This window comes from Halomonas sp. 3H, assembly GCF_024206005.1.
Classification (GTDB): domain Bacteria; phylum Pseudomonadota; class Gammaproteobacteria; order Pseudomonadales; family Halomonadaceae; genus Halomonas; species Halomonas campaniensis.
Window position 1 is genome coordinate 2,573,884 of the sequence record NZ_CP100360.1, and the last position, 19,840, is coordinate 2,593,723.

Annotated in this window: 18 protein-coding genes and 1 tRNA gene; 8 read left to right on the top strand and 11 right to left on the bottom strand. The window is 70.3% G+C overall.

All coding sequences use genetic code 11. The annotated features are described in order from the left end of the window. Positions 1 to 14: 14 nt before the first annotated feature. From potA to hemA, 10 genes are all read right to left on the bottom strand, one after another. Entirely contained in the window at positions 15 to 1,199 is a 1,185-nt protein-coding gene (gene potA / locus NFC98_RS11990) for a polyamine ABC transporter ATP-binding protein (RefSeq protein WP_254275191.1), read from the bottom strand. A gap of 92 nt (positions 1,200 to 1,291) precedes the next feature. Next, positions 1,292 to 2,395, bottom strand: coding sequence for a polyamine ABC transporter substrate-binding protein (locus NFC98_RS11995; protein ID WP_254275192.1), 1,104 nt, complete (start codon positions 2,393 to 2,395; stop codon positions 1,292 to 1,294). 130 nt (positions 2,396 to 2,525) lie between these two features. After that, on the bottom strand, positions 2,526 to 3,872 hold the full coding sequence (locus NFC98_RS12000; protein ID WP_254275193.1) for a glutamine synthetase family protein: 1,347 nt from the start codon (positions 3,870 to 3,872) through the stop codon (positions 2,526 to 2,528). Positions 3,873 to 3,908: 36 nt separating this feature from the next. After that, on the bottom strand, positions 3,909 to 5,195 hold the full coding sequence (locus NFC98_RS12005; protein ID WP_254275194.1) for an FAD-binding oxidoreductase: 1,287 nt from the start codon (positions 5,193 to 5,195) through the stop codon (positions 3,909 to 3,911). A 102-nt stretch (positions 5,196 to 5,297) separates the two neighbouring features. Further along, on the bottom strand, positions 5,298 to 6,257 hold the full coding sequence (locus tag NFC98_RS12010; protein ID WP_254275195.1) for a LysR family transcriptional regulator: 960 nt from the start codon (positions 6,255 to 6,257) through the stop codon (positions 5,298 to 5,300). Positions 6,258 to 6,261: 4 nt separating this feature from the next. Further along, positions 6,262 to 7,008, bottom strand: a complete 747-nt coding sequence (locus NFC98_RS12015) for a molybdopterin-synthase adenylyltransferase MoeB (RefSeq protein ID WP_254277835.1) — start codon at positions 7,006 to 7,008, stop codon at positions 6,262 to 6,264. An 8-nt stretch (positions 7,009 to 7,016) separates the two neighbouring features. Continuing rightward, positions 7,017 to 7,517: an Lrp/AsnC ligand binding domain-containing protein gene (locus NFC98_RS12020; RefSeq protein WP_183330034.1), complete on the bottom strand. Its 501-nt coding sequence runs from the start codon at positions 7,515 to 7,517 to the stop codon at positions 7,017 to 7,019. A gap of 248 nt (positions 7,518 to 7,765) precedes the next feature. Continuing rightward, positions 7,766 to 8,620, bottom strand: coding sequence for a peptide chain release factor N(5)-glutamine methyltransferase (prmC, locus tag NFC98_RS12025; protein WP_254277836.1), 855 nt, complete (start codon positions 8,618 to 8,620; stop codon positions 7,766 to 7,768). Positions 8,621 to 8,636: 16 nt separating this feature from the next. After that, the gene (gene prfA, locus NFC98_RS12030) at positions 8,637 to 9,728 is read right to left on the bottom strand and encodes a peptide chain release factor 1 (protein WP_254275196.1); all 1,092 of its coding nucleotides are present in this window, start codon (positions 9,726 to 9,728) and stop codon (positions 8,637 to 8,639) included. Positions 9,729 to 9,737: 9 nt separating this feature from the next. Further along, the gene (gene hemA, locus NFC98_RS12035) at positions 9,738 to 11,006 is read right to left on the bottom strand and encodes a glutamyl-tRNA reductase (protein WP_254275197.1); all 1,269 of its coding nucleotides are present in this window, start codon (positions 11,004 to 11,006) and stop codon (positions 9,738 to 9,740) included. A gap of 199 nt (positions 11,007 to 11,205) precedes the next feature. Here hemA and NFC98_RS12040 point away from each other — a divergent pair, with 199 nt between their 5' ends. The 8 genes from NFC98_RS12040 to NFC98_RS12075 all read left to right on the top strand — a co-directional run bounded on the left by NFC98_RS12040 (position 11,206) and on the right by NFC98_RS12075 (position 18,377). Then, positions 11,206 to 12,966, top strand: a complete 1,761-nt coding sequence (locus NFC98_RS12040; RefSeq protein ID WP_254275198.1) for a tetratricopeptide repeat protein — start codon at positions 11,206 to 11,208, stop codon at positions 12,964 to 12,966. Positions 12,967 to 12,997: 31 nt separating this feature from the next. Further along, positions 12,998 to 13,615: a lipoprotein insertase outer membrane protein LolB gene (gene lolB / locus NFC98_RS12045; RefSeq protein WP_254275199.1), complete on the top strand. Its 618-nt coding sequence runs from the start codon at positions 12,998 to 13,000 to the stop codon at positions 13,613 to 13,615. 9 nt (positions 13,616 to 13,624) lie between these two features. Then, positions 13,625 to 14,479 carry a 4-(cytidine 5'-diphospho)-2-C-methyl-D-erythritol kinase gene (gene ispE / locus NFC98_RS12050; protein WP_254275200.1) on the top strand — a complete coding sequence of 285 codons (855 nt, stop codon included), beginning with the start codon at positions 13,625 to 13,627 and terminating at the stop codon, positions 14,477 to 14,479. 80 nt (positions 14,480 to 14,559) lie between these two features. Further along, complete coding sequence (locus NFC98_RS12055) at positions 14,560 to 15,501, top strand: ribose-phosphate pyrophosphokinase (protein WP_183330028.1); 942 nt, start codon at positions 14,560 to 14,562, stop codon at positions 15,499 to 15,501. 112 nt (positions 15,502 to 15,613) lie between these two features. Then, the gene (locus tag NFC98_RS12060) at positions 15,614 to 16,261 is read left to right on the top strand and encodes a 50S ribosomal protein L25/general stress protein Ctc (protein ID WP_254275201.1); all 648 of its coding nucleotides are present in this window, start codon (positions 15,614 to 15,616) and stop codon (positions 16,259 to 16,261) included. A 136-nt stretch (positions 16,262 to 16,397) separates the two neighbouring features. Further along, complete coding sequence (pth, locus tag NFC98_RS12065) at positions 16,398 to 16,991, top strand: aminoacyl-tRNA hydrolase (protein WP_254275202.1); 594 nt, start codon at positions 16,398 to 16,400, stop codon at positions 16,989 to 16,991. 162 nt (positions 16,992 to 17,153) lie between these two features. Then, on the top strand, positions 17,154 to 18,245 hold the full coding sequence (ychF, locus tag NFC98_RS12070) for a redox-regulated ATPase YchF (RefSeq protein WP_254275203.1): 1,092 nt from the start codon (positions 17,154 to 17,156) through the stop codon (positions 18,243 to 18,245). Between the two features lie 55 nt (positions 18,246 to 18,300). After that, positions 18,301 to 18,377: transfer RNA gene (locus tag NFC98_RS12075), tRNA-Met, on the top strand. Between the two features lie 62 nt (positions 18,378 to 18,439). Here NFC98_RS12075 and NFC98_RS12080 read toward each other — a convergent pair. Beyond that, positions 18,440 to 19,738, bottom strand: coding sequence for a M18 family aminopeptidase (locus NFC98_RS12080; protein ID WP_254275204.1), 1,299 nt, complete (start codon positions 19,736 to 19,738; stop codon positions 18,440 to 18,442). Between the last annotated feature and the right edge of the window lie 102 nt (positions 19,739 to 19,840).

Sequence of the window (19,840 nt, forward strand, 5' to 3'; positions counted from 1 at the left end):
ACCTTGAGCCGGGCTCAGTCATGCAGGACGACGGCGCTGCGGTCGTCCCAGTGGATGAACACGCGGTCGTCCCAGCTCGGCCGGTCGCCGCGCCGCTCGACGTTGGTCATGCTGACCTTGACCAGGTGTCCCTGCTCGGTGCGCACGAAGTAGACCGAGAGCCCGCCCAGGTAGGCGATGTCCTCCACCGTGCCCGCCGCCCAGTTGTAGTCGCCCTCGGGCGTCTCGCGACCCAGCCAGGTCTTCTCCGGGCGCACCGCCACCCACACGCGACGCTCGTCGGCCTGGGTGCTGACCCCGTGGCTGATGTAGATCCGCCGGCCCAGCTGGGGGCTCTCGATGATGCAGTGGTCGGCCTCGTCGGCGACGATCTCCCCCTCGAAGAGGTTAACGGTGCCGACGAACTCGGCCACCATGCGGCTCGCCGGGCTCTCGTAGACATCCATGGGGGTACCGACCTGGGCGATCCAGCCATCGGCCATGATGGCCACCCGGTCGGCCATGGTCATGGCCTCCTCCTGATCGTGGGTGACCATGATGCAGGTCACCCCGACCCGCTCGAGGATCTGCACCACCTCGAGCTGCATCTCGGTGCGCAGCTTCTTGTCCAGCGCACCCATGGGTTCGTCCAGCAGCAGCAGCTTGGGCCGCTTGGCCAGCGACCGGGCCAGGGCCACCCGCTGGCGCTGGCCGCCGGAGAGCTGGTGGGGGCGGCGCTTGGCGAAGGCCTCCATGTGCACCAGCTTGAGCATCTCGGCGACCCGGTCGCGGATCTCGTCCCGGGGCAGCCGGTCCTGCTTGAGGCCGAAGGCGATGTTCTGCTCCACCGTCATGTGCGGGAAGAGCGCATAGGACTGGAACATCATGTTGATGGGCCGCTCATAGGGCGGCATGGCGGTGATGTCCTGGCCGTCGAGGAGAATCTGCCCGTCGCTGGGCTTCTCGAAGCCCGCCAGCATGCGCAGCAGGGTCGACTTGCCGGAGCCGGAGCCCCCCAGCAGGGCGAAGATCTCCCCCCGGCGGATGGTCAGGTTGACGTCGTCCACCGCCAGCGCCCCGTCGAAGCGCTTGCTGATGCGGCGGATCTCGACCAGCACGTCGTCGCTGGGACGACGGCCGGGGGCGCTCCCGGGCCGGGCGGTGTCGGCCGCCGCGTCGGGTCGCTCGCGACCCGAGAGCGCCGTCTGGGATGGGGCCATGGTGGGGTCTCCGTGGCAGTTGTCTGGCGCGGGGCCCGCTGCCGGGCCGCCGCGACTGTCGGGGGCCGGCCCGGCGGGCCGGCCGGTCATGGCTACATGCCGGACTTGACGCGATTCCAGACCCGGGTGCGGATCCGCTGCACGGCCAGCGGCTTCTCCTCGGCCACGTAGAGGTTGTCCATCACCGCCTGGTCGGGATAGATCGAGGTGTCCGCGAGGATCTCGGGGTCGAGGTAGTCGTTGGCCGCCCGGTTGGGGTTGGCATAGACCACGTACTCGGTGATCGCGGCGGCGATCTCGGGCTCGAGGATGAAGTTGATGAAGGCGTGGGCGTTGTCGGGGTTCGGCGCGTCGGCGGGGATCGCCATCATGTCGAACCACAGCGCCGCGCCCTCCTTGGGGATGCTGTAGGCGATGGAGAAGTCGCGTCCGGCCTCCTCGGCACGATCGGCGGCCTGGAAGATGTCGCCGGAGTAGCCCGCCGCCACGCAGATGTCGCCGTTGGCGAGGTCCGAGATGTAGCGCGACGAGTGGAAGTAGGTGACGTTGTCGCGCACCGCGGCGATCAGGTCACCGGCGGCCTCCAGGTCCTCGCGCTCCTCGGAGAGCGGCGAGAGGCCCAGGTAGGCCATGGCCGGCGAGAGCATCTCGTCGCCGGAGTCGAGCATGGAGATGCCGCAGCCGCCCTCGCGCAGCGCGGCGGTCACCTCGGGGTCGAAGATCAGCGCCCAGGAGTCGGTGGGCGCATCCTCGCCGAGGATCTCGGTGACCCGGTCGACGTTGTAGCCGATGCCGTTGGTGCCCCACATGTAGGGGACCGAGTAGCGGCTGCCGGGATCCACGGACTCCAGGTCGTCCATCAGGTCGGGGTTGAGGTTGGCCAGGTTGGGCAGCTTGTCGTGGTCCAGCTCCTGGTAGACCCCGGCGCTGACCTGGCGGGTGAGGTAGTGGTTGGAGGGCACCACCACGTCGTAGCCCGAGCGGCCCGCCAGCAGCGCGGCGTCGAGCACCTCGTTGCTGTCGTAGACGTCATACACCACCTCGATGCCGGTGGCCTCGGTGAACTTCTCCAGGGTGTCCGGCGCGATGTAATCCGACCAGTTGTAGACCCGTACCTCGTTGGCCTGGGCGGCGGCGGCGGCCAGCGCCAGGCTGGCGGTGGCCACGGCCAGGGAGAGTCGCTTGCTGTGCATCATCCTGTCACCTCTTCGTCGCTTGTTGTTATCGGCAGCCCCAACGGCTCATCCGACTGTGACCCAGCGTACCCAGCCTGCCTCGCGGCGGTCTCAACGCTGGCGAGTGTGCCCGCAGGCACACGGCGGCCTGCTACACGCTGAGCAGCAGGAACTCCCGCTCCCAGGAGCTGATCACCCGCTTGAAATTCTCGTTCTCCACCCGCTTCACCGCCACGAAGCCGGTGACGAACTTGCTGCCCATGTAGGTCTCGAGCTCGGCACAGTGCTCCATGCGGTCCAGGGCCTGCTCCAGGGTGAAGGGCAGGCGCAGGTTGCGCCGCTCGAAGGCGCGGCCCTGCACCGGGGCCGAGGGATTGACCTTCTGGATCATGCCCAGGTAGCCGCACAGCAGGCTCGCCGCGATGGCCAGGTAGGCGTTGGCATCGGCGCCCGGCAGGCGGTTCTCCACGCGGCGGTTCTGGGGCGTGGAATCCGGCACGCGCAGCCCGCAGGTGCGGTTCTCTTCCCCCCACTCCACGTTCACCGGGGCGGAGGTGTCGGGCAGGAAGCGGCGGAAGGAGTTGACGTTGGGGGCCATCAGCGGCAGCGCCTCGGGAATGAACTTCTGCAGCCCGCCGAGGTGGTGGAGGAACAGCTGGCTCATGGTGCCGTCGTCGTTGGAGAAGACGCTGCGGCCGCTCTTGGCGTCGAGCACGCTCTGGTGGATGTGCATGGCGCTGCCCGGCTCGTTGGTCACCGGCTTGGCCATGAAGGTGGCCGCCACGTCGTGCTTGAGCGCCGCCTCACGCATGGTGCGCTTGAACAGGAAGACCTGGTCGGCCAGCACCAGGGGGTTGCCGTGACGGAAGTTGATCTCCATCTGGGCGGTGCCCTCCTCGTGGATCAGGGTATCGATGTCGATCCCCTGAGCCTCGCACCAGTCATACATGTCCTCGAACAGCGGGTCGAACTCGTTGGCGGCGTCGATGGAGAAGGACTGGCGGCCGGTCTCCTGGCGCCCGCTGCGGCCGATGGGCGGCTGCAGCGGGAGGTCGGGGTCCTCGCAGCGCTTGGTCAGGTAGAACTCCATCTCCGGGGCCACCACCGGCTGCCAACCCTGTTCGGCATAGAGCGCCAGCACCTTCTTGAGCTGGTTGCGTGCCGAGAGCTCGATGGGGTTGCCCATCTTGTCGAAGCAGTCGTGGATCACCTGGGCGGTGGGCTCCAGCGCCCAGGGCACCGGGTAGGCGGCATCCGGGTCCGGCTTGCAGACCATGTCGATATCGGCAGGGTCGAGCAGCGAGTAGTAGAGCTCGTCCTCGACGTAGTCGCCGGTCACCGACTGCAGCAGCACGCTCTCGGGCAGGCGCATGCCCTTCTCGGCCACGAACTTCGAGACCGGGGCGATCTTGCCGCGGGCGATGCCGGTGATGTCCGAGACCAGGCATTCCACCTCGGTGATGTGCCGCTCCTTGAGCCAGCTTTCCAGGTCTTTCATGGGAACCTCGTCTGTCGCCCGATCGTCGGGCGGTCGCTAGAGTCGATCGCGCAGCTTGTAGAAGGTGGTGGCCAGGACCAGCAGCGGCGTGCGCAGCCGCTCGCCGCCCGGGAAGCGCCGGTGGGGCATGGCGGCGAAGACGTCGAAGCGTTCGCTCTGCCCGGCGATGGCGTCGCTCATCAGTTTGCCGGCGAGCCCCGCCAGGGCCATGCCGTGCCCGGAGTAGCCCTGGGCATAGTAGAGATTGCCTTCCACACGGCCGAAGTCCGGTGCGCGGTTGAGGGTGATCGCCACCTCGCCGCCCCAGCGGTAGTCGATGCCCACACCGCGCAGGACCGGGAAGAGGCTGGCGATCTTGGCGTCCATCCGCGCCTGGAGCCCTCGCGGCTCGCGCCCGGTATAGCTTACCTCGCCACCGTAGATCAGCCGGCGATCGGCGCTGAGGCGGTAGTAATCGAGCACGAAGTTGGCGTCCGACAGGGCATCGTTCCTGGGCAGCACCCGGGCGGCGCGCTCGGCAGAGAGGGGCTCGGTGGCGATGATGTAGTTGGCCGCGCGCATCACCCGACCCTCGAGCTGGGGCACCAGCCCGCCCTGGAAGGCGTTGGTGCCGATCACCACGAAGTCGGCGGTCACCCGCCCCTGGGCGGTGGCCACCACGGCGGGCCGGCCGGGACGTACCTCCACCACCGGGCTGCCCGCGTGGAGGGTGGCGCCGGCCTGGCGAGCGGCCCGGGCCAGGCCCAGGGTGTAGTTGAGCGGATGCAGGTGCCCGCCCTCGCTCTCGTAGAGCGCCCCGGGGTAGGCGTCGGTGACCACGTGCTCGCGCAGGGCGTCGCCCTCGAGCCAGGTCAGGGCCTCGTAGCCGTAGTCGCGGGCCAGGCGATCGCGGAAGGCCTTGAGCTCATCCACATGACGCGGCTTCACCGCGGCATGCAGGTAGCCCCAGGCGAGGTCGCAGGGGATGGCGTGGCGCTCGACCAGGTCGGCGGTGAGGCGCACCGCCTCGCGACTCATCTCCCAGACCTCCCGGGCCCGTTCGAGGCCCAGCGCCTGCGCCACCGTGGCGATGTCGGTACCCAGCCCCGGCAGAATCTGGCCGCCGCTGCGCCCGGAAGCACCGTGGCCGATCTCCTCCGCCTCCAGCAGCACCACCCGGTAGCCGCGCTCGGCCAGGTGCAGCGCCGCCGAGCAGCCGGTCACCCCGCCGCCGATCACGCAGACGTCGGCGCGGACCTCGCCCGCCAGGGGCGGGCAGGGGCCGAGGTCGACGGCGATGGAGTCGCGGTACCAGGAGGTGGGGCGCTGGTTCAGCGATGACATGTCGGGAGCCCTTGCGGTCGTGCGCGGTGCGCTGGTTGTTGTTGGGATCGGCATCCTGTGCCCCCTCAGTTTGACACCAGGCGGACAGTCGATGTCAAGTATTCAATAACAACGCTTCCCCGCGGACTCGCTCCCACCGGCTGCGACATCCTCGTCGTCACCTCTTCCCAACGCCTCGAGAAAGGCATCCAGCACGCGATTCGGGCGGCGGTCGCGACGCGTGATCGCCACGAAGGGCGTCAAGAAATGACAATCATCGGGACACAGCGGTCGCAGGCGCCCCTCCGCCACCCAGGGGACCGCCTGGTGCTCGGGCAGGTAGCCGATGTAGGCCCCGGTGAGGATCAGGAAGGCGGCGCCCTCGCGATCGGAGGCGGTCGCGGTGGCGTGCAGCCGGGCGTGCTGGCGTCGTGCCCCCTCGGGCAGCGGGTAGGAGGGCACCACGGCATCGAGCTCGCCCAGCGCCGAGGGGGCGGGGTCGGCATCGAACAGCGGGTGCCCCGCGCCGCAGTAAAGGCGCGAGACCTCGTGGTAGAGCGGGCGCGCCTCGAGGCTCGCGGGCAGGTTGACGTCCGGGACCACGCCGAGGTGGAGGCGGCCGTCCAGCACCGCCCGGGCGATCTCGCCGGGTGGCTCCATCTGCATGTTGATGCGCACCTCGGGGCCGCTCGCCTTGAGCTCGGCCAGGGCGTGGGTGATGCGCATCCGGGGCAGGGTCACCAGGGTATCGGTGATGCCGATGTTGAAGTCGCCGCGCAGGTGGTCATGCAGGGCGTTGACCTCGGTACGGAAGGTCTCGAGGCTGGCCAGCAGCGTCTCGGTGGCCTCCAGCACCTCGCGCCCCTCCTCGGTGAGGGAGAACCCGGCGCGCCCTCGCCGGCACAGCCGCAGGCCCAGGCGGCGCTCCAGGTCGCCCATGTGCAGGCTGATCGCCGAGCGGCTGATGCCGAGCTCCGCCTCGGCGGCGGAGAAGCCGCCGCACTCGGCGACCGCGCGGAAGACCCGCAGCAGGCGGATGTCGAAGTCGGTGACGCGGCCCGGGAAGGCCTGGTGGCGCGCCATGGGCTCAGCCGCCGCAGACCGGGCAGGCCGGGTCGCGGGGCACCCGGAAGTGGCGCCACTGGCCGGTGAGGCCGTCGAAGGTGGAGAGCCCCCGATGGGGCGTGCCGGCGCCGCTGAGCAGCTTGATCGCCTCCAGGGCCTGGAAGCTGCCGACCAGCCCCACCAGGGGCGCCACCACGCCGCTCTCGGCGCAGGAGAGCGCCTCGTCGCCGCTGCCGTCCGGCGGGTAGAGGCAGGCGTAGCAGGGGTCCTCGGGGTCACGGGGATCGAAGACCGCCAGCTGGCCCGAGAAGCGGATCGCCGCCCCCGAGACCAGCGGCACCCCGGCGGCCCGACAGGCGGCGTTGATGGCGTAGCGGCTGGAGAAGCGGTCGGTGCAGTCGAGCACCACGTCGGCCGCGGCCACCGCCGCCGCCAGGGCCTCGCCGGCCAGGTGGGTCTCCACCGCCTCGATGCGGCACTCGGGGTTCAGGCCCAGCGCCGACTCGCGGGCCGAGGCCGCCTTGTTGCGGCCGAGGTCCGCCTCGCCGTGGGCGATCTGGCGCTGCAGGTTGGAGAGCTCCACCGCATCGGCATCGGCCAGGGTCAGGCGCCCGACCCCGGCGGCGGCGAGATACAGGGCCACCGGCGAGCCGAGCCCGCCGGCACCGACCACCAGGGCATGGCCGGCCAGCAGCCGCTCCTGGCCCTCGATGTCGATGGCCTCGAGCATGATCTGGCGGCTGTAGCGCAGCAGCGCCCGGTCGTTCATGGGGGGACTCACTTGCTGTCGAACTCCTCGATATCGGGCACGTGGAGGGAGAACTCCTCCTTGACCTCCTCCATCACCACGTAGCTCTTGGACTCCTTGACCCCGGGCAGGGTCAGCACCACGTCGCCGAGCAGCTGGCGATAGGCGGACATCTCGGGGATGCGGCACTTGAGGATGTAGTCGAACTGCCCCGACACCAGGTGGCACTCCTGGATCTGGGGCAGCTTGGCCACGGCGCGGCGGAACTCGTCGAACACCGCCGGCGACTGGGTCTCCAGGCTGATCTCGACGAACACCAGCAGGTTGGCCTTGAGCGCCCGGGGGTCGAGCACCGCCTTGTAGCCGCGGATGACCCCCGCCCGTTCCAGGCGCTTGACGCGCTCCAGGCACGGCGTGGTGGAGAGGCCCACCTGGGCGGCCAGGTCCACGTAGGAGATGCGGGCGTTCTCCTGCAGGCAGCGCAGGATCTTCAGGTCGATGCGGTCGAGCGAGCGGGTCTTGGCTTTCATTGTCGTCTGGGTTCACGCCGGTCGGAGGAGTGGCTGGGCCCGCCGCCATGAGAGGCGATTCGACTGGAAACACCCGGGCCGGCAGGGGCGCTGTGGTGTTCGGTCCGGAAATCACGGCGACGGCTGGAAATTTCACCTGCTGAAGGTGTACCACAGCCGAGCGCACCACTGCCAGCCGCCCCCTCAACGCCCCGGGCCTCGAGGACGACGCCTGTCGCGTGGGGCCGTTCTGGCGCCAGAGGCGCACCTCAACGCCCCGCCGTTCGCCCCAGGCTGACCCGCTCGTGGCCGCCGAGATCGCGCCGTGAGGCGACCTCGCCATAGCCGGCCTCCACCAGCGCCTCGCGCACCGCTGCCCCCTGCTCGGCGCCGTGCTCCAGCAGCAGCCAGCCGCCGGGTAGCAGGTGGCCGCGGGCCTGGTCCACCAGGCGGCGCAGGTCGGCCAGGCCGCCCTCCCCGGCCACCAGCGCCGAGCGCGGCTCGAAGCGCACGTCGCCACGGACCAGGTGCGGGTCATCATCGGCCAGATAGGGCGGGTTGGAGACGATCAGCGCGAAGCGCTCGGCGGCCTCGCCCTCGCCCAGGGCCGAGAACCAGTCGCTCTGCCGGAACGCGGCGTTGCCCAGCCGGTGGCGCTCGGCGTTGCGCCGGGCGAGCGCGACCGCCTCGGGCCGGATGTCGACGCCGAGCACCCGCCAGCCGGGTCGCTCGCTGGCGAACGCCAGGGCGATGGCACCGCTGCCGGTGCCCAGGTCGAGCAGCCGGCCAACGGCCGACACGGCCCGCTCCAGGGCCGCCTCCACCAGGGTCTCGGTATCGGGGCGGGGGATCAGGGTGCTGGGGGCGGTGGCCAGCCGCAGCCCCCAGAACTCCCGCTCCCCGGTGAGGTAGGCCACCGGCCAGCCGGCGGCACGGGCCGCCACCAGCGCCTCGAAGCGGGCGCGCTCGAGGGTCGGCGCCGGACGATCCCCCCAGGTGTAGAGCCAGGTGCGGTCGACGCCGAGCACGTGGCAGAGCAGCACCTCGGCATCCAGGCGCGCCGTGGGCGAGCCGGCGGCCTGCAGCCGCGCGGCGGCCCGGGCCAGCAGCGCATCGAGGCGCACGCTCCCGCGCGGCACGTCAGGCCTCCTGCTGCAGGGCGGCGAGCTGCTCCGCCTGGTACTCGTGGATCAGCGGCTCGATCACCTCGTCGAGCTGCTCGCCGCTGATCACCTCGGCGAGCTTGTAGAGGGTGAGGTTGATGCGGTGGTCGGTGACCCGCCCCTGGGGGAAGTTGTAGGTGCGGATGCGCTCGCTGCGATCCCCCGAGCCCACCAGGCTCTTGCGCTCGTCGGCCTGGGCCTGGCGGGCGGAGGACTCGGCGCTCTGCTTGAGGCGGGCGGCCAGCAGCGACATGGCCTTGGCGCGGTTCTTGTGCTGGCTGCGCTCCTCCTGGCACTCCACCACCACCCCGCTGGGCAGGTGGGTGATGCGGATGGCGGAGTCGGTGGTGTTGACGTGCTGGCCGCCGGCACCGCTGGAGCGGAAGGTATCTACCCGCAGGTCGGCGGGATTGATCGCGATGTCGCCCACCGCATCGGCCTCGGGCATCACCGCCACGGTGCAGGCGGAGGTATGGATGCGCCCCTGGGACTCGGTGGCCGGCACCCGCTGCACCCGATGGGCACCGGACTCGAACTTGAGGCGCGCATAGACGCCGTCGCCCTTGACCCGCGAGATGATCTCCTTGTAGCCACCCTGCTCGCCGTGGCTGGCGCTGACCACCTCCACCTTCCAGCCGCGCTTCTCGGCGTAGCGGGCGTACATGCGGAACAGGTCGCCGGCGAACAGCGCCGCCTCGTCGCCGCCGGTGCCGGCGCGCACCTCGAGGAAGACGCTGCGGTCGTCGTCCGGGTCGCGGGGCACCAGCAGCTGCTTGAGCCGCACGTCGAGCGCCTCGAGCTTCTCGCGCCCCTCGGCCAGTTCCAGCTCGGCCAGCTCGCGCATCTCCGGGTCACTGTCGGAGGCGAGCTGCTCGGCGCCCTCGATGTCCCCCTCGATGGCACGATACTCGCGCCAGGCCTCGACCAGCGCCTCGAGCTCGGCATATTCGCGGGAGTAGTCGCGGAACCGGGACTGGTCACCGATCACCTCGGGCTCCGCCAGCAGGGCGGAGAGCTCCTCGAAGCGCTCGCCGAAGGCGTCCAGGCGCTGACGCAGGGATGCTTTCATGAATCGGTCCTATCGGGTCTTGTCGGGAGAGGCATCGAGCAGCAGCGTGGCGGCAGCCTCGAGCAGGTCATGGCGCTCGGCGGAAGCCGCCTCGCGCAGCGCCACGGTGGGGCGATGCAGCAGGCGGTTGGTCAGCTGGTGGGCCAGGCGGTGGATCACCGCCTCGGGGTCCTCGCCGCGCGCCAGGCGGGCCAGGGCCTGCCGCTCGGAGAGTTCGCGCAGCGCCACGGCGCTCTCGCGGTAGTCGCGGATCAGCTCGCCGCCGCCGCGGATGCGCCGCTCATGGAGCCAGGCGCCCACGCCGTGCTCGATCAGCGACTCGGCCTGGTCGGCGGCCACCTGGCGGTGGCGACGGTTCTCCTCGATCACCTCCTGCAGGTCATCGACGGTATAGAGGAAGATGTCGGCGAGCTGGCCCACCTCGGGCTCGATGTCCCGGGGCACGGCGATATCGACCATGAAGATGGGGCGATGGCGGCGCTTCTTCAGCGCCCGCTCCACCATCCCCTTGCCGAGGATCGGCAGGGGCGCCGCGGTGGAGGAGATGACGATGTCGGCGTCCACCAGGGCGTCGGGGATCTCGTCGAGGGTGATCGCGCGGCCGGCCAGCGGGGCGGCGAGCAGCTCGGCCCGTTCACGGGTGCGGTTGGCCACGGTCAGCTGTCGCACCCCCGCCTCGTGCAGGTGGCGCGCCACCAGCTCGATCGTCTCGCCGGCGCCGATCAGCAGCGCCCGGGCGCGGCCGAAGTCATCGAAGATCCGGCTGGCCAGGCTCACCGCCGCATAGGCCACCGATACCGGGTTGCGGCCGATGCCGGTCTCGGTGCGCACCTGCTTGGCCACGGCGAAGGTGTGCTGGAAGAGGCACTCCAGCTCCTTGCCGAGCCCCCTGGCGTGGCGGCTGGCCTGGTAGGCGTCCTTGAGCTGGCCGAGGATCTGCGGCTCACCCAGCACCATGGAGTCGAGCCCCACGGCGACCCGCATCAGGTGGCGTGCCGCCTCGTTGTCCAGGTAGTGGTAGGCGCAGCGCGACAGGTCCTCGACCGCCAGGCCGTGGAAGCGTCCCAGCCAGTCGAGCACCACCCGCTCGCCCTGCTCCTCGGTGATGCAGTAGAGCTCGGTGCGGTTGCAGGTGGAGAGGACCGCCGCCTCCTTGACCTCGGGCAGGCCGCGCAGTTCGCCGAGCGCCGACTCCAGCTGGGTCGGCGTGAAGGCAACCTGCTCACGCACCTCCACGGTCGCGGTCCGATGATTGATTCCCAGGGCAAGCAGCGTCATGCGTCGGAGGTCTTCGCTAGTGGCGTCCGGCAACGGCGGAGTCGTGAAATGAAGGCCACGAGTCTACCACAGCGAAATCCCCTTGGGCGCCCCGTGCCGGGCTATCGCGCCAGGAGATGACGCGGCGCAAGGGCGATGACCTTTGCCCGCACCGGCCGAGCCGTTATGCTGGCGGCTCGGCCTTATGAACGAGACGCTCATGCCATCCGGACTCGACACCCTTCGTCGCGCCACGCGCGCTGGCCTGGCACCCCTGGCCCTGGCGACCCTGGTCGCCGGCTGCCAGGCGCTGCCCGCCGCCGACGCCCCCGGGGGCGCGGAGGACGACCCCATGGCCGGCGCCCCGCCCGTCACGCGCGGCCTGGATGCCGAGGGGCTGGCGGGCCTGCTGACCGCCGAACTGGCCGGCCAGCGCGGCGACTACCGCCGGGCCACCCTGGGCTACCTGGCGGCCACCGAGCGCTATGGCTCTGCCGCCCTGGCCGCCCGAGCGGCGCTGGCGGCCAGCTTCAGCAGCGACCCCGACCTGCTGGCGCGCGCCGCCGGCGAGTGGCAGCGGCTGGCGCCCGACGACGAGCCCCCCTCTCGCCTGCTGGCCGGCCTGGCGATCCAGCGCGGCGACTGGCCGGCGGCCCTGGAGCAGCGGCTGCGGCTCGTCGAGCGCGGTGGGGAAAGCGACCTGGCGGCCTTCGTCGAGTCGGCGCTGGCCGAGGGAGCCGACCCCGTCCCCCTGCTGGCGCGGCTGCGGGACCACCTGGCGCGTACCGGCCCCGGCGCCCGGCGCCACGATGCCGAGCTGGCCACCGCCCTGCTCGAGGTGGCCGCCGGCGACAACGACGCGGCCCGGCGCCGGCTGGAGCGCCTGGGCCAGAGCGCCCCGGAGCTACCGGCGCTGTGGCTGACCCGCGCCAGGCTGGCCCAGGAGAGCGGCAACCACGCCGGGGCCCGGGATGCCGCCCGCCGCGGCCTGAACGTCTCGCCGGGGGACGCACGCTTCATCCTGCTGATCGCCCAGAGCGAGCTTCGGCTGGGCAACGTGGCCGCCGCCGAGGCGCAGACCGACGCCCTGCTCGACGACCATACCGGCAACCACGAGCTGCGTCTGGCCCTGGCGCGCCTCTACCTCGACGAGGGCCACCCGGAGCCGGCCCGGCGCCTGCTGCTGCCGCTGGTCGATGCCCCCGACACCCCGCCCATGGCCTTCTACCTGCTCGGCGCCATCGCCGAGGCGGAGGGCGAGGTGGACAACGCCCTCCTCTATTACCGCCAGGTCGCCGAGGGAAACGAGTTCCTGGCCGCCCGGCTGCGCGCCGCCGAGATGCTGATCGCCGACGACCGCCTGCTCGACGCGCGAGCCTTCCTGCGCATCGAGCGGCTGCGCCACGAGGCCAGTTTCTCCGACCTGGTCTCGCTGGAGGTGGAGCTGCTCGAGCGCGAAGGGCTTACCGCCGAGGCCGATGCCCTGCTCGACCGAGAGCTGGACCGCACCCCCAACGACGAGCAGCTGCTCTACCTGCGCGCCATGCGCGCCTGGGAACAGCGCGACCTGGAAGCCATGGAGCGTGATCTGGGACGCATCATCGAGCGCAGCCCGGACAGCGCCATGGCGCTCAACGCCCTGGGCTACACCCTGGCCGACCTGGGCCTGGAGGAGCGCCTGGAGGAGGCCCGCGAGATGATCGAGCGCGCCCACGAGCTCGAGCCCGGCAACCCGGCCATCCTCGACAGCATGGGCTGGGTCCGCTTCCGCCTCGGCGACCCAGAGGGCGCCCTGCCCTGGCTGGAGCGCGCCTACGCCACCCTGCCCGACCAGGAGATCGCCGCCCACCTGGCCGAGGTCCTGTGGGCGCTGGAGCGGCGCGACGAGGCCCGCCAGCTGGTGCGCGAGGCCCTCGAGCGCTTCGATGACCGCCCGGTGCTCGACGAGCTGCTCGAGCGCCTCCCCGAACTGGCCCCCTGAGCCTGCTGCCACCCACCGGACGATACCCGCCATGACACCGCCACGCTTCCTGCGACCGCTGCCCCTCCTGCTGATCCTGGCCCTGCTGGCCGGCTGCGCCGGGCGGACCCCGGTGCCCGACGGCGAGCGCGCCGCCGGCCAGTGGGAGGCCCAGGAAGAACGGCTCGAGGCCCTGGACACCTGGGTGCTGGCCGGCAAGGCCGGGCTGCGCACCCCACAGGAATCGACCAGCGCCAACCTCGACTGGAGCCAGCACCCCCACTACTATCGCCTGCTGATCAGCGGCCCCTTCGGCAGCGGCCGCAGCACCCTCGAGGGTCGCGAGGGGCGCTTCTCGCTGACCACCGGCGAGGGCCGCTTCGAGGCCGAGACCCCCGAGGCCCTGATGGAAGAGCAGCTCGGCTGGTCGCTGCCCCTTGGCGCCCTTTCCGACTGGGTACGCGGCCTGCCGGCCGAGGGCAGTCGACACCGGATCGAGCACGACGAACTCGGCTTCCCCCAGCACATCGCCCAGGACGGCTGGGAGATCGACTATCGCGACTGGGTCCTCGCCGAGACGCTGTGGCTGCCGCGCCGGCTGGTCATGACCTATGGCGACCTGCGCGTCACCCTGGTGGTCAACGACTGGCGCCCGGTGGTGGAGGACTGAAACCGCGCCATGACCGATGCGACGATGACCCTGCCGGCGCCGGCCAAGCTCAACCGGCTGCTGCTGATCACCGGCCGCCGCCCCGACGGCTACCACGAGCTGCAGACGCTGTTCCAGTTCCTCGACCATGGCGACACCCTGCACCTCGGCCGCCGCGGCGACGGCGAGATCCGCCTGACCCCCGAGCTCCCCGGCGTGGCCCCCGAGGACAACCTGATCGTGCGCGCCGCCCGCCTGCTCCAGGCCGAGACCGGCTGCCGGCTGGGGGCCGAGCTCCACCTCGACAAGCGCCTGCCCATGGGGGGCGGCCTGGGCGGGGGCAGCTCTGATGCCGCCACCGCGCTGCTCGGCCTCGACCGGCTGTGGCAGCTGGGGCTCTCCCTCGCGCACCTGGCCGAACTCGGCCTGCGCCTGGGCGCCGATGTCCCGGTCTTCGTGCGCGGCCACGCCGCCTGGGGCGAAGGGGTGGGCGAGCGGCTCATCCCCGTGGACCTCGACACCCCCTGGTTCGTGGTGATCCACCCCGGCGTGGCGGTCTCCACCCCCGCGGTGTTCGGGGCGGGCGAATTGACACGCGACACCCCCCCGATTACCATGGCGCGCGCACTGCAGGGGGGAGCGTCGAGCTGGCGCAACGACTGCGAGGCCACGGTCCGGGCCATCTATCCCGAGGTGGCCGAGGCGATCGACTGGCTGTCGGAGCAGGCACCGACCATGCTGACCGGCACCGGCGCCTGTGTCTTTGCCAGGCTGGACGACGAGGCCGAGGCCGACCGCCTGCTGGCCCGGGCCCGGGAACGCTGGCAGGCCTTCAAGGCCCGCGGCCTGAACCGCTCTCCTCTTCATGTCGCCCTGGATCGCTGACGGGCCCCACCGCCGCGTTCGGCGCACCGCCAGGCGACATGTCCCCCAGAGATCCCCAAACACTGCATAGGTGGCCGCGCGTGTCAAAATTGATGGTTTTCGCCGGGAATGCCAATCCCGAACTCGCCAGGAAGATCGCCGAGAGTCTGGACACCCGCCAGGGCAATGCCACGGTCGGACAGTTCAGCGACGGAGAGATCGCCGTCGAGATCAACGAGAACGTGCGCGGCAAGGATGTGTTCGTCCTGCAGTCCACCTGTGCACCGACCAACGACAACCTGATGGAACTGATCCTGATGATCGATGCCCTGCGCCGGGCGTCGGCCACCAGGATCACCGCCGTGGTGCCCTACTACGGCTACGCCCGTCAGGACCGTCGCGTGCGCTCCGCCCGGGTGCCGATCTCCGCCAAGATCGTCGCCGACATGATGGTCAAGGCCGGGGTCGACCGGGTGATGACCATGGACCTGCACGCCGACCAGATCCAGGGCTTCTTCGACGTGCCGGTGGACAACGTCTACGGCTCGCCGATCCTGCTCGACGACATCGAGCGCCAGAACTACGAGAACCTGGTGGTGGTCTCCCCCGACGTGGGGGGCGTGGTGCGCGCCCGGGCCATCGCCAAGCAGCTCAACGCCGACCTCGCCATCATCGACAAGCGTCGCCCTTCGGCCAACCAGGCCCAGGTGATGCACATCATCGGCGAGATCGAGGGGCGCAACTGCGTGGTGGTCGACGACATGATCGACACCGCCGGCACCCTCTGCAAGGCCGGCGAGGCCCTCAAGGAGCATGGCGCCCACCGCGTCGTGGCCTACGCCACCCACCCGATCCTGTCCGGACCGGCGGTGGACAACATCACCGGTTCGGTGCTCGACGAGGTCGTCGTCACCGATACCATCCCGCTGTCCGATACCGCGCGGCGCAGCGGCCGGATCCGCCAGCTGAGCGTGGCCGGCCTGATCGCCGAGGCGATCCGTCGGGTCAGCAACGAGGAATCCGTCAGCGCCATGTTCCACTGAGTCACAGCACCAGGGAACAGGCGCCGGAGCAACGCCCTTCGGGGCTCCCGGAAACGTCACGGTCAGGTCGCGGGCCGCGGCGCTTTCCCTACTTCAAGCAAGAGGCAACATCATGTCCGATTTTACCCTTAACGCCAGCGTTCGTAACGACCTGGGGAAAGGTGCGAGCCGCCGCCTGCGTCGTGCGAACCTCCAGGTGCCGGCCATCGTCTACGGTGGCGAGTCCGCACCGCAGCCGATCTCCCTCGAGAAGTCCGCCTTCTACAAGGCGATCGAGGACGAGTCATTCTTCTCCTCCGTGATCAACCTGGTCGTCGACGGCAAGAGCGAGCAGGTGGTGGTGCGTGACCTGCAGCGCCACCCCTTCAAGCCGCTGGTCACCCACGCCGACTTCCTGCGCGTGGACGCCACCCACGAGATCACCATCAACGTGCCGCTGCACGTGGTGGGCGAGGAGACGTGCAAGGGCATCAAGGACGAGGGCGGCGAGCTTCACGTGCTCTCCAACGAGGTCCAGATCAGCTGCCTGCCCAAGGACCTGCCCGACTTCCTGGAAGTGGACATCACCGAGGTCGAGCTGGGCACCACCCTGCACCTCTCCGACCTGACCCTGCCGGCCGGCGTGATCCTGGTCGACCTGACCCACGGCGAGGACCACGATAACGCCGTGCTCAGCATCACCAAGCCCAAGGTCCGCGGCGGTGAGGAAGACGGCGAAGAGAGCGCCGAAGGTGAAGAAGGCGGAGAGAGCGCCGAGTAATCGCGCCCGCCTCGGGGCCGTGCCCGGCACGGCCCCTCCCCTTCCCGATCAAGCGCCTCGGCGCTTGATTTTTTTTGTGGCCGCCGCTAACGCGACGTCAAAGATCATTCCAGATGGTTTTTTGGAGGCAGACCCCATGAGCCAGGTCAGAGCGATCATCGGACTGGGCAACCCCGGTGCCGACTACGAGGCCACCCGCCACAATGCCGGCGCCTGGCTGGTGGAGGCCGTGGCCCGCCGCGGCGGCGCCGAACTGCGCCCGGACCGGAAGTTCCTGGGCCTCCATGCCCGGGTCCAGTTCGAGGGCCACGACCTCCACCTGCTCAACCCGACCACCTTCATGAACCGCAGCGGCGGCGCGGTGGCCGCGCTCTGCCAGTTCTACAGGATCGCCCCGGACGAGCTGCTGGTGGCCCACGACGAGCTGGACCTGCCCCCCGGCACCGCCCGCTACAAGACCGGCGGCGGCCACGGCGGCCACAACGGGCTGCGCGACATCGTCAGCGCCCTGGGCAACGAGCGCGGCTTCCACCGCCTGCGCATCGGCATCGGCCATCCCGGCGACTCACGCCAGGTCACCCACTACGTGCTGGGGCGCCCCGGCAAGGCCGAGCACGGCGCCATCGAGGCGGCCATCGACGAGTGCCTGGCCACCCTGCCCGACGCCCTCGGCGGCCAGTGGGCGAAGGCCATGAACCGGCTGCACAGCTTCACAGCGCCTAGCGCCTAGCGCCGAGCCACAGGCCGGTCGGCAACGGGCTGCTGTGCCGGGGTGACGCACTTCACCACGAGCCGCCCGGCATTGAGCAGCCGGGCGCTAGGCGCTTGTGGCTCGGCGCTTGTAGAATAGCCACCACTTTCCATTCGCGAACACGCTTTCCAGGACGATCCCATGGGTTTCAACTGCGGTATCGTCGGCCTGCCCAATGTCGGCAAGTCGACCCTCTTCAACGCCCTCACCAAGTCCGGCATCGACGCCGAGAACTTCCCCTTCTGCACCATCGAGCCCAACGTCGGCATCGTACCGATGCCCGACCCGCGCCTGGACAAGCTGGCCGAGATCGTCAAGCCCGAGAAGGTGATCCCCACCACCATGGAGTTCGTCGATATCGCCGGGCTGGTGGCGGGCGCCTCCAAGGGCGAGGGGCTCGGCAACAAGTTCCTGGCCAACATCCGCGAGACCCAGGCCATCGCCCACGTGGTGCGCTGCTTCGACAACGACAACGTCATCCACGTGGCCAACCAGGTCGACCCGCGTTCCGACATCGAGATCATCAACATGGAGCTGGCGCTGGCCGACCTGGACACCGTGGAGCGCGCCATTCAGCGCCTGGTGCGGGTCGCCAAGGGCGGCGACAAGGAGGCCATCGCCACCAAGGCGATCCTCGAGCGCATCCAGCCCCACCTGGCCGAGGGTCTGCCGCTGAGGAGCTTCGGCCTCGACGCGGACGAGCAGAAACAGCTCAAGGGCTTCGGCTTCCTGACGCTGAAGCCCACCATGTACATCGCCAACGTCAACGAGGACGGCTTCGAGGCCAACCCCTACCTGGACGTGGTCCGCGAGATCGCCGCCGAGGAGGGCGCCGTGGTGGTGCCGGTGTGCAACCAGCTCGAGGCGGAGATCGCCGAGCTCGACGACGAGGAGCGCGCCATGTTCCTCGACGAGATGGGCATGGAGGAACCGGGCCTCGACCGGGTGATCCGCGCCGGCTACGCCCTGCTCGGCCTGCAGACCTACTTCACCGCCGGGGTCAAGGAGGTGCGCGCCTGGACCGTCAAGGTGGGCGCCACCGCCCCCGAGGCGGCCGGCGTGATCCACACGGACTTCCAGAAGGGCTTTATCCGTGCGGAAGTCATTGCCTATGACGACTTCGTCAGCCTGGGCGGCGAGCAGGGCGCCAAGGACGCCGGCAAGTGGCGCCTGGAGGGCAAGGAGTACATCGTCCAGGACGGCGACGTGATCCACTTCCGCTTCAACGTCTGACCGCCGAGCGCTTGACATCCCGGGGGCCGGGCCGTAGACTTCGCCCCCGTTGTACGGCTACGTAGCTCAGCTGGTTAGAGCACATCACTCATAATGATGGGGTCCCCTGTTCAAATCAGGGCGTAGCCACCAGACAGCAGAAACCCGGCGCCTCGGCGCCGGGTTTCGTCGTTCCCGGGCCCGCGGCCTCGCCGTCAGTCCAGCACCTCGCGGTTGCAGAAGGCGGTCAGCACGCGGGCCAGGTGGGCGACGTCGTGGCTGCCCGCGGTCTCGCGGATCGAGTGCATGGCCCACTGGGGGGCGCCCACGTCCAGGGTCGGCACCCCGAGCTCGGTGGCGGTGATCGGCCCGATGGTGCTGCCGCAGCCCATGTCGGCGCGGGTCACGAAGGTCTGCACCGGCACCTCGGCCTGGCGGCAGAGGTCGCGAAACATCGCCGCCGTGGCGCTGTTGGTGGCGTAGCGCTGGTTGGCGTTGACCTTGATCACCGGGCCGCCGTTGAGCGCCGGCCCGTGGGCGGCATCGTGCTTGTCGCGGAAGTTGGGGTGCAGCGCATGGGCGTTGTCGCAGGAGATCATCCGCGACGCCTGGATCAGGCGAATGAAGGCCTCATCGCCGCCCTGCCCCAGCTGCCCGCAGACCCGCCGCAACACGTCGCCGAGGAAGGGCCCCTGGGCCCCGCAGGCGCTGGCACTGCCTACCTCCTCGTGGTCGTTGGCCACCAGTACCACCCCCTGACGTCCGTCCGAGGCGAGCAGCGCCTCCAGCCCGACGAAGCAGGAGAGCAGGTTGTCGAGCCGGGCGCTGGCGATCAGCTCCCCCTCGACGCCGACCCGGCTCGGCGGCTGCGTGTCATGGAGGCCGAGCTCGAAGTCGAGCAGCTCGATGTCCTCCAGGCCATGCTGCTCGGCAAGCCACGCCTTGAGCAGGCGCTCCAGGTCCGGCGACCCGCCGCCCTGGAGGAGCACCGGCGCCATCTCGGTCTGGGCGTTGATGGCCCGCCCGTTGTTGGCCTCGCGATCGAGGTGGATGGCCAGGCTCGGGATGATCGCCACCGGCCGGTCGACATGCAGCAGCACGCCCTCCAGGCGACCGTCGGGGTGGCGCACATGGACGCGCCCCGCCAGCCCCAGGTCGCGGTCGAACCAGGGCGCGAGCAGCATGCCGCCGTAGGTCTCGATGCCGAGCTGAAGCCAGCCGGCGGCACTCTGGGCGGCATGGGGCTTGAGACGCAGGCCGGGGCTGTCGGTATGGGCGCCGATCATGCGCAGCGCGGCCAACGGCTCGCGGGGCAGCTGCAGCGCGATGATCGAGGAGTCGTTGCGAGTCACGTAGACCCGCTCGCCGGGGGCCAGCTGCCACGGCTCGCGCTCGTCGAGCCGCCGGAAGCCGGCGGCCTCGAGGCGCGACGCCATGCTGGCGACGGCATGCCAGGGAGTGGGAGAGCGGCGCAGGAAGTCGAGCAGACGCTCGATCAGGTCGTCCTGGGGCATGGGTTCCTCTACATAGATGTCATGGGATGACAACCGAAGCTGCTACAATGCCTGCTCGGTTCACGCAACTCATGAACCGGGCGAGGGTCAAGGGAATAGAGT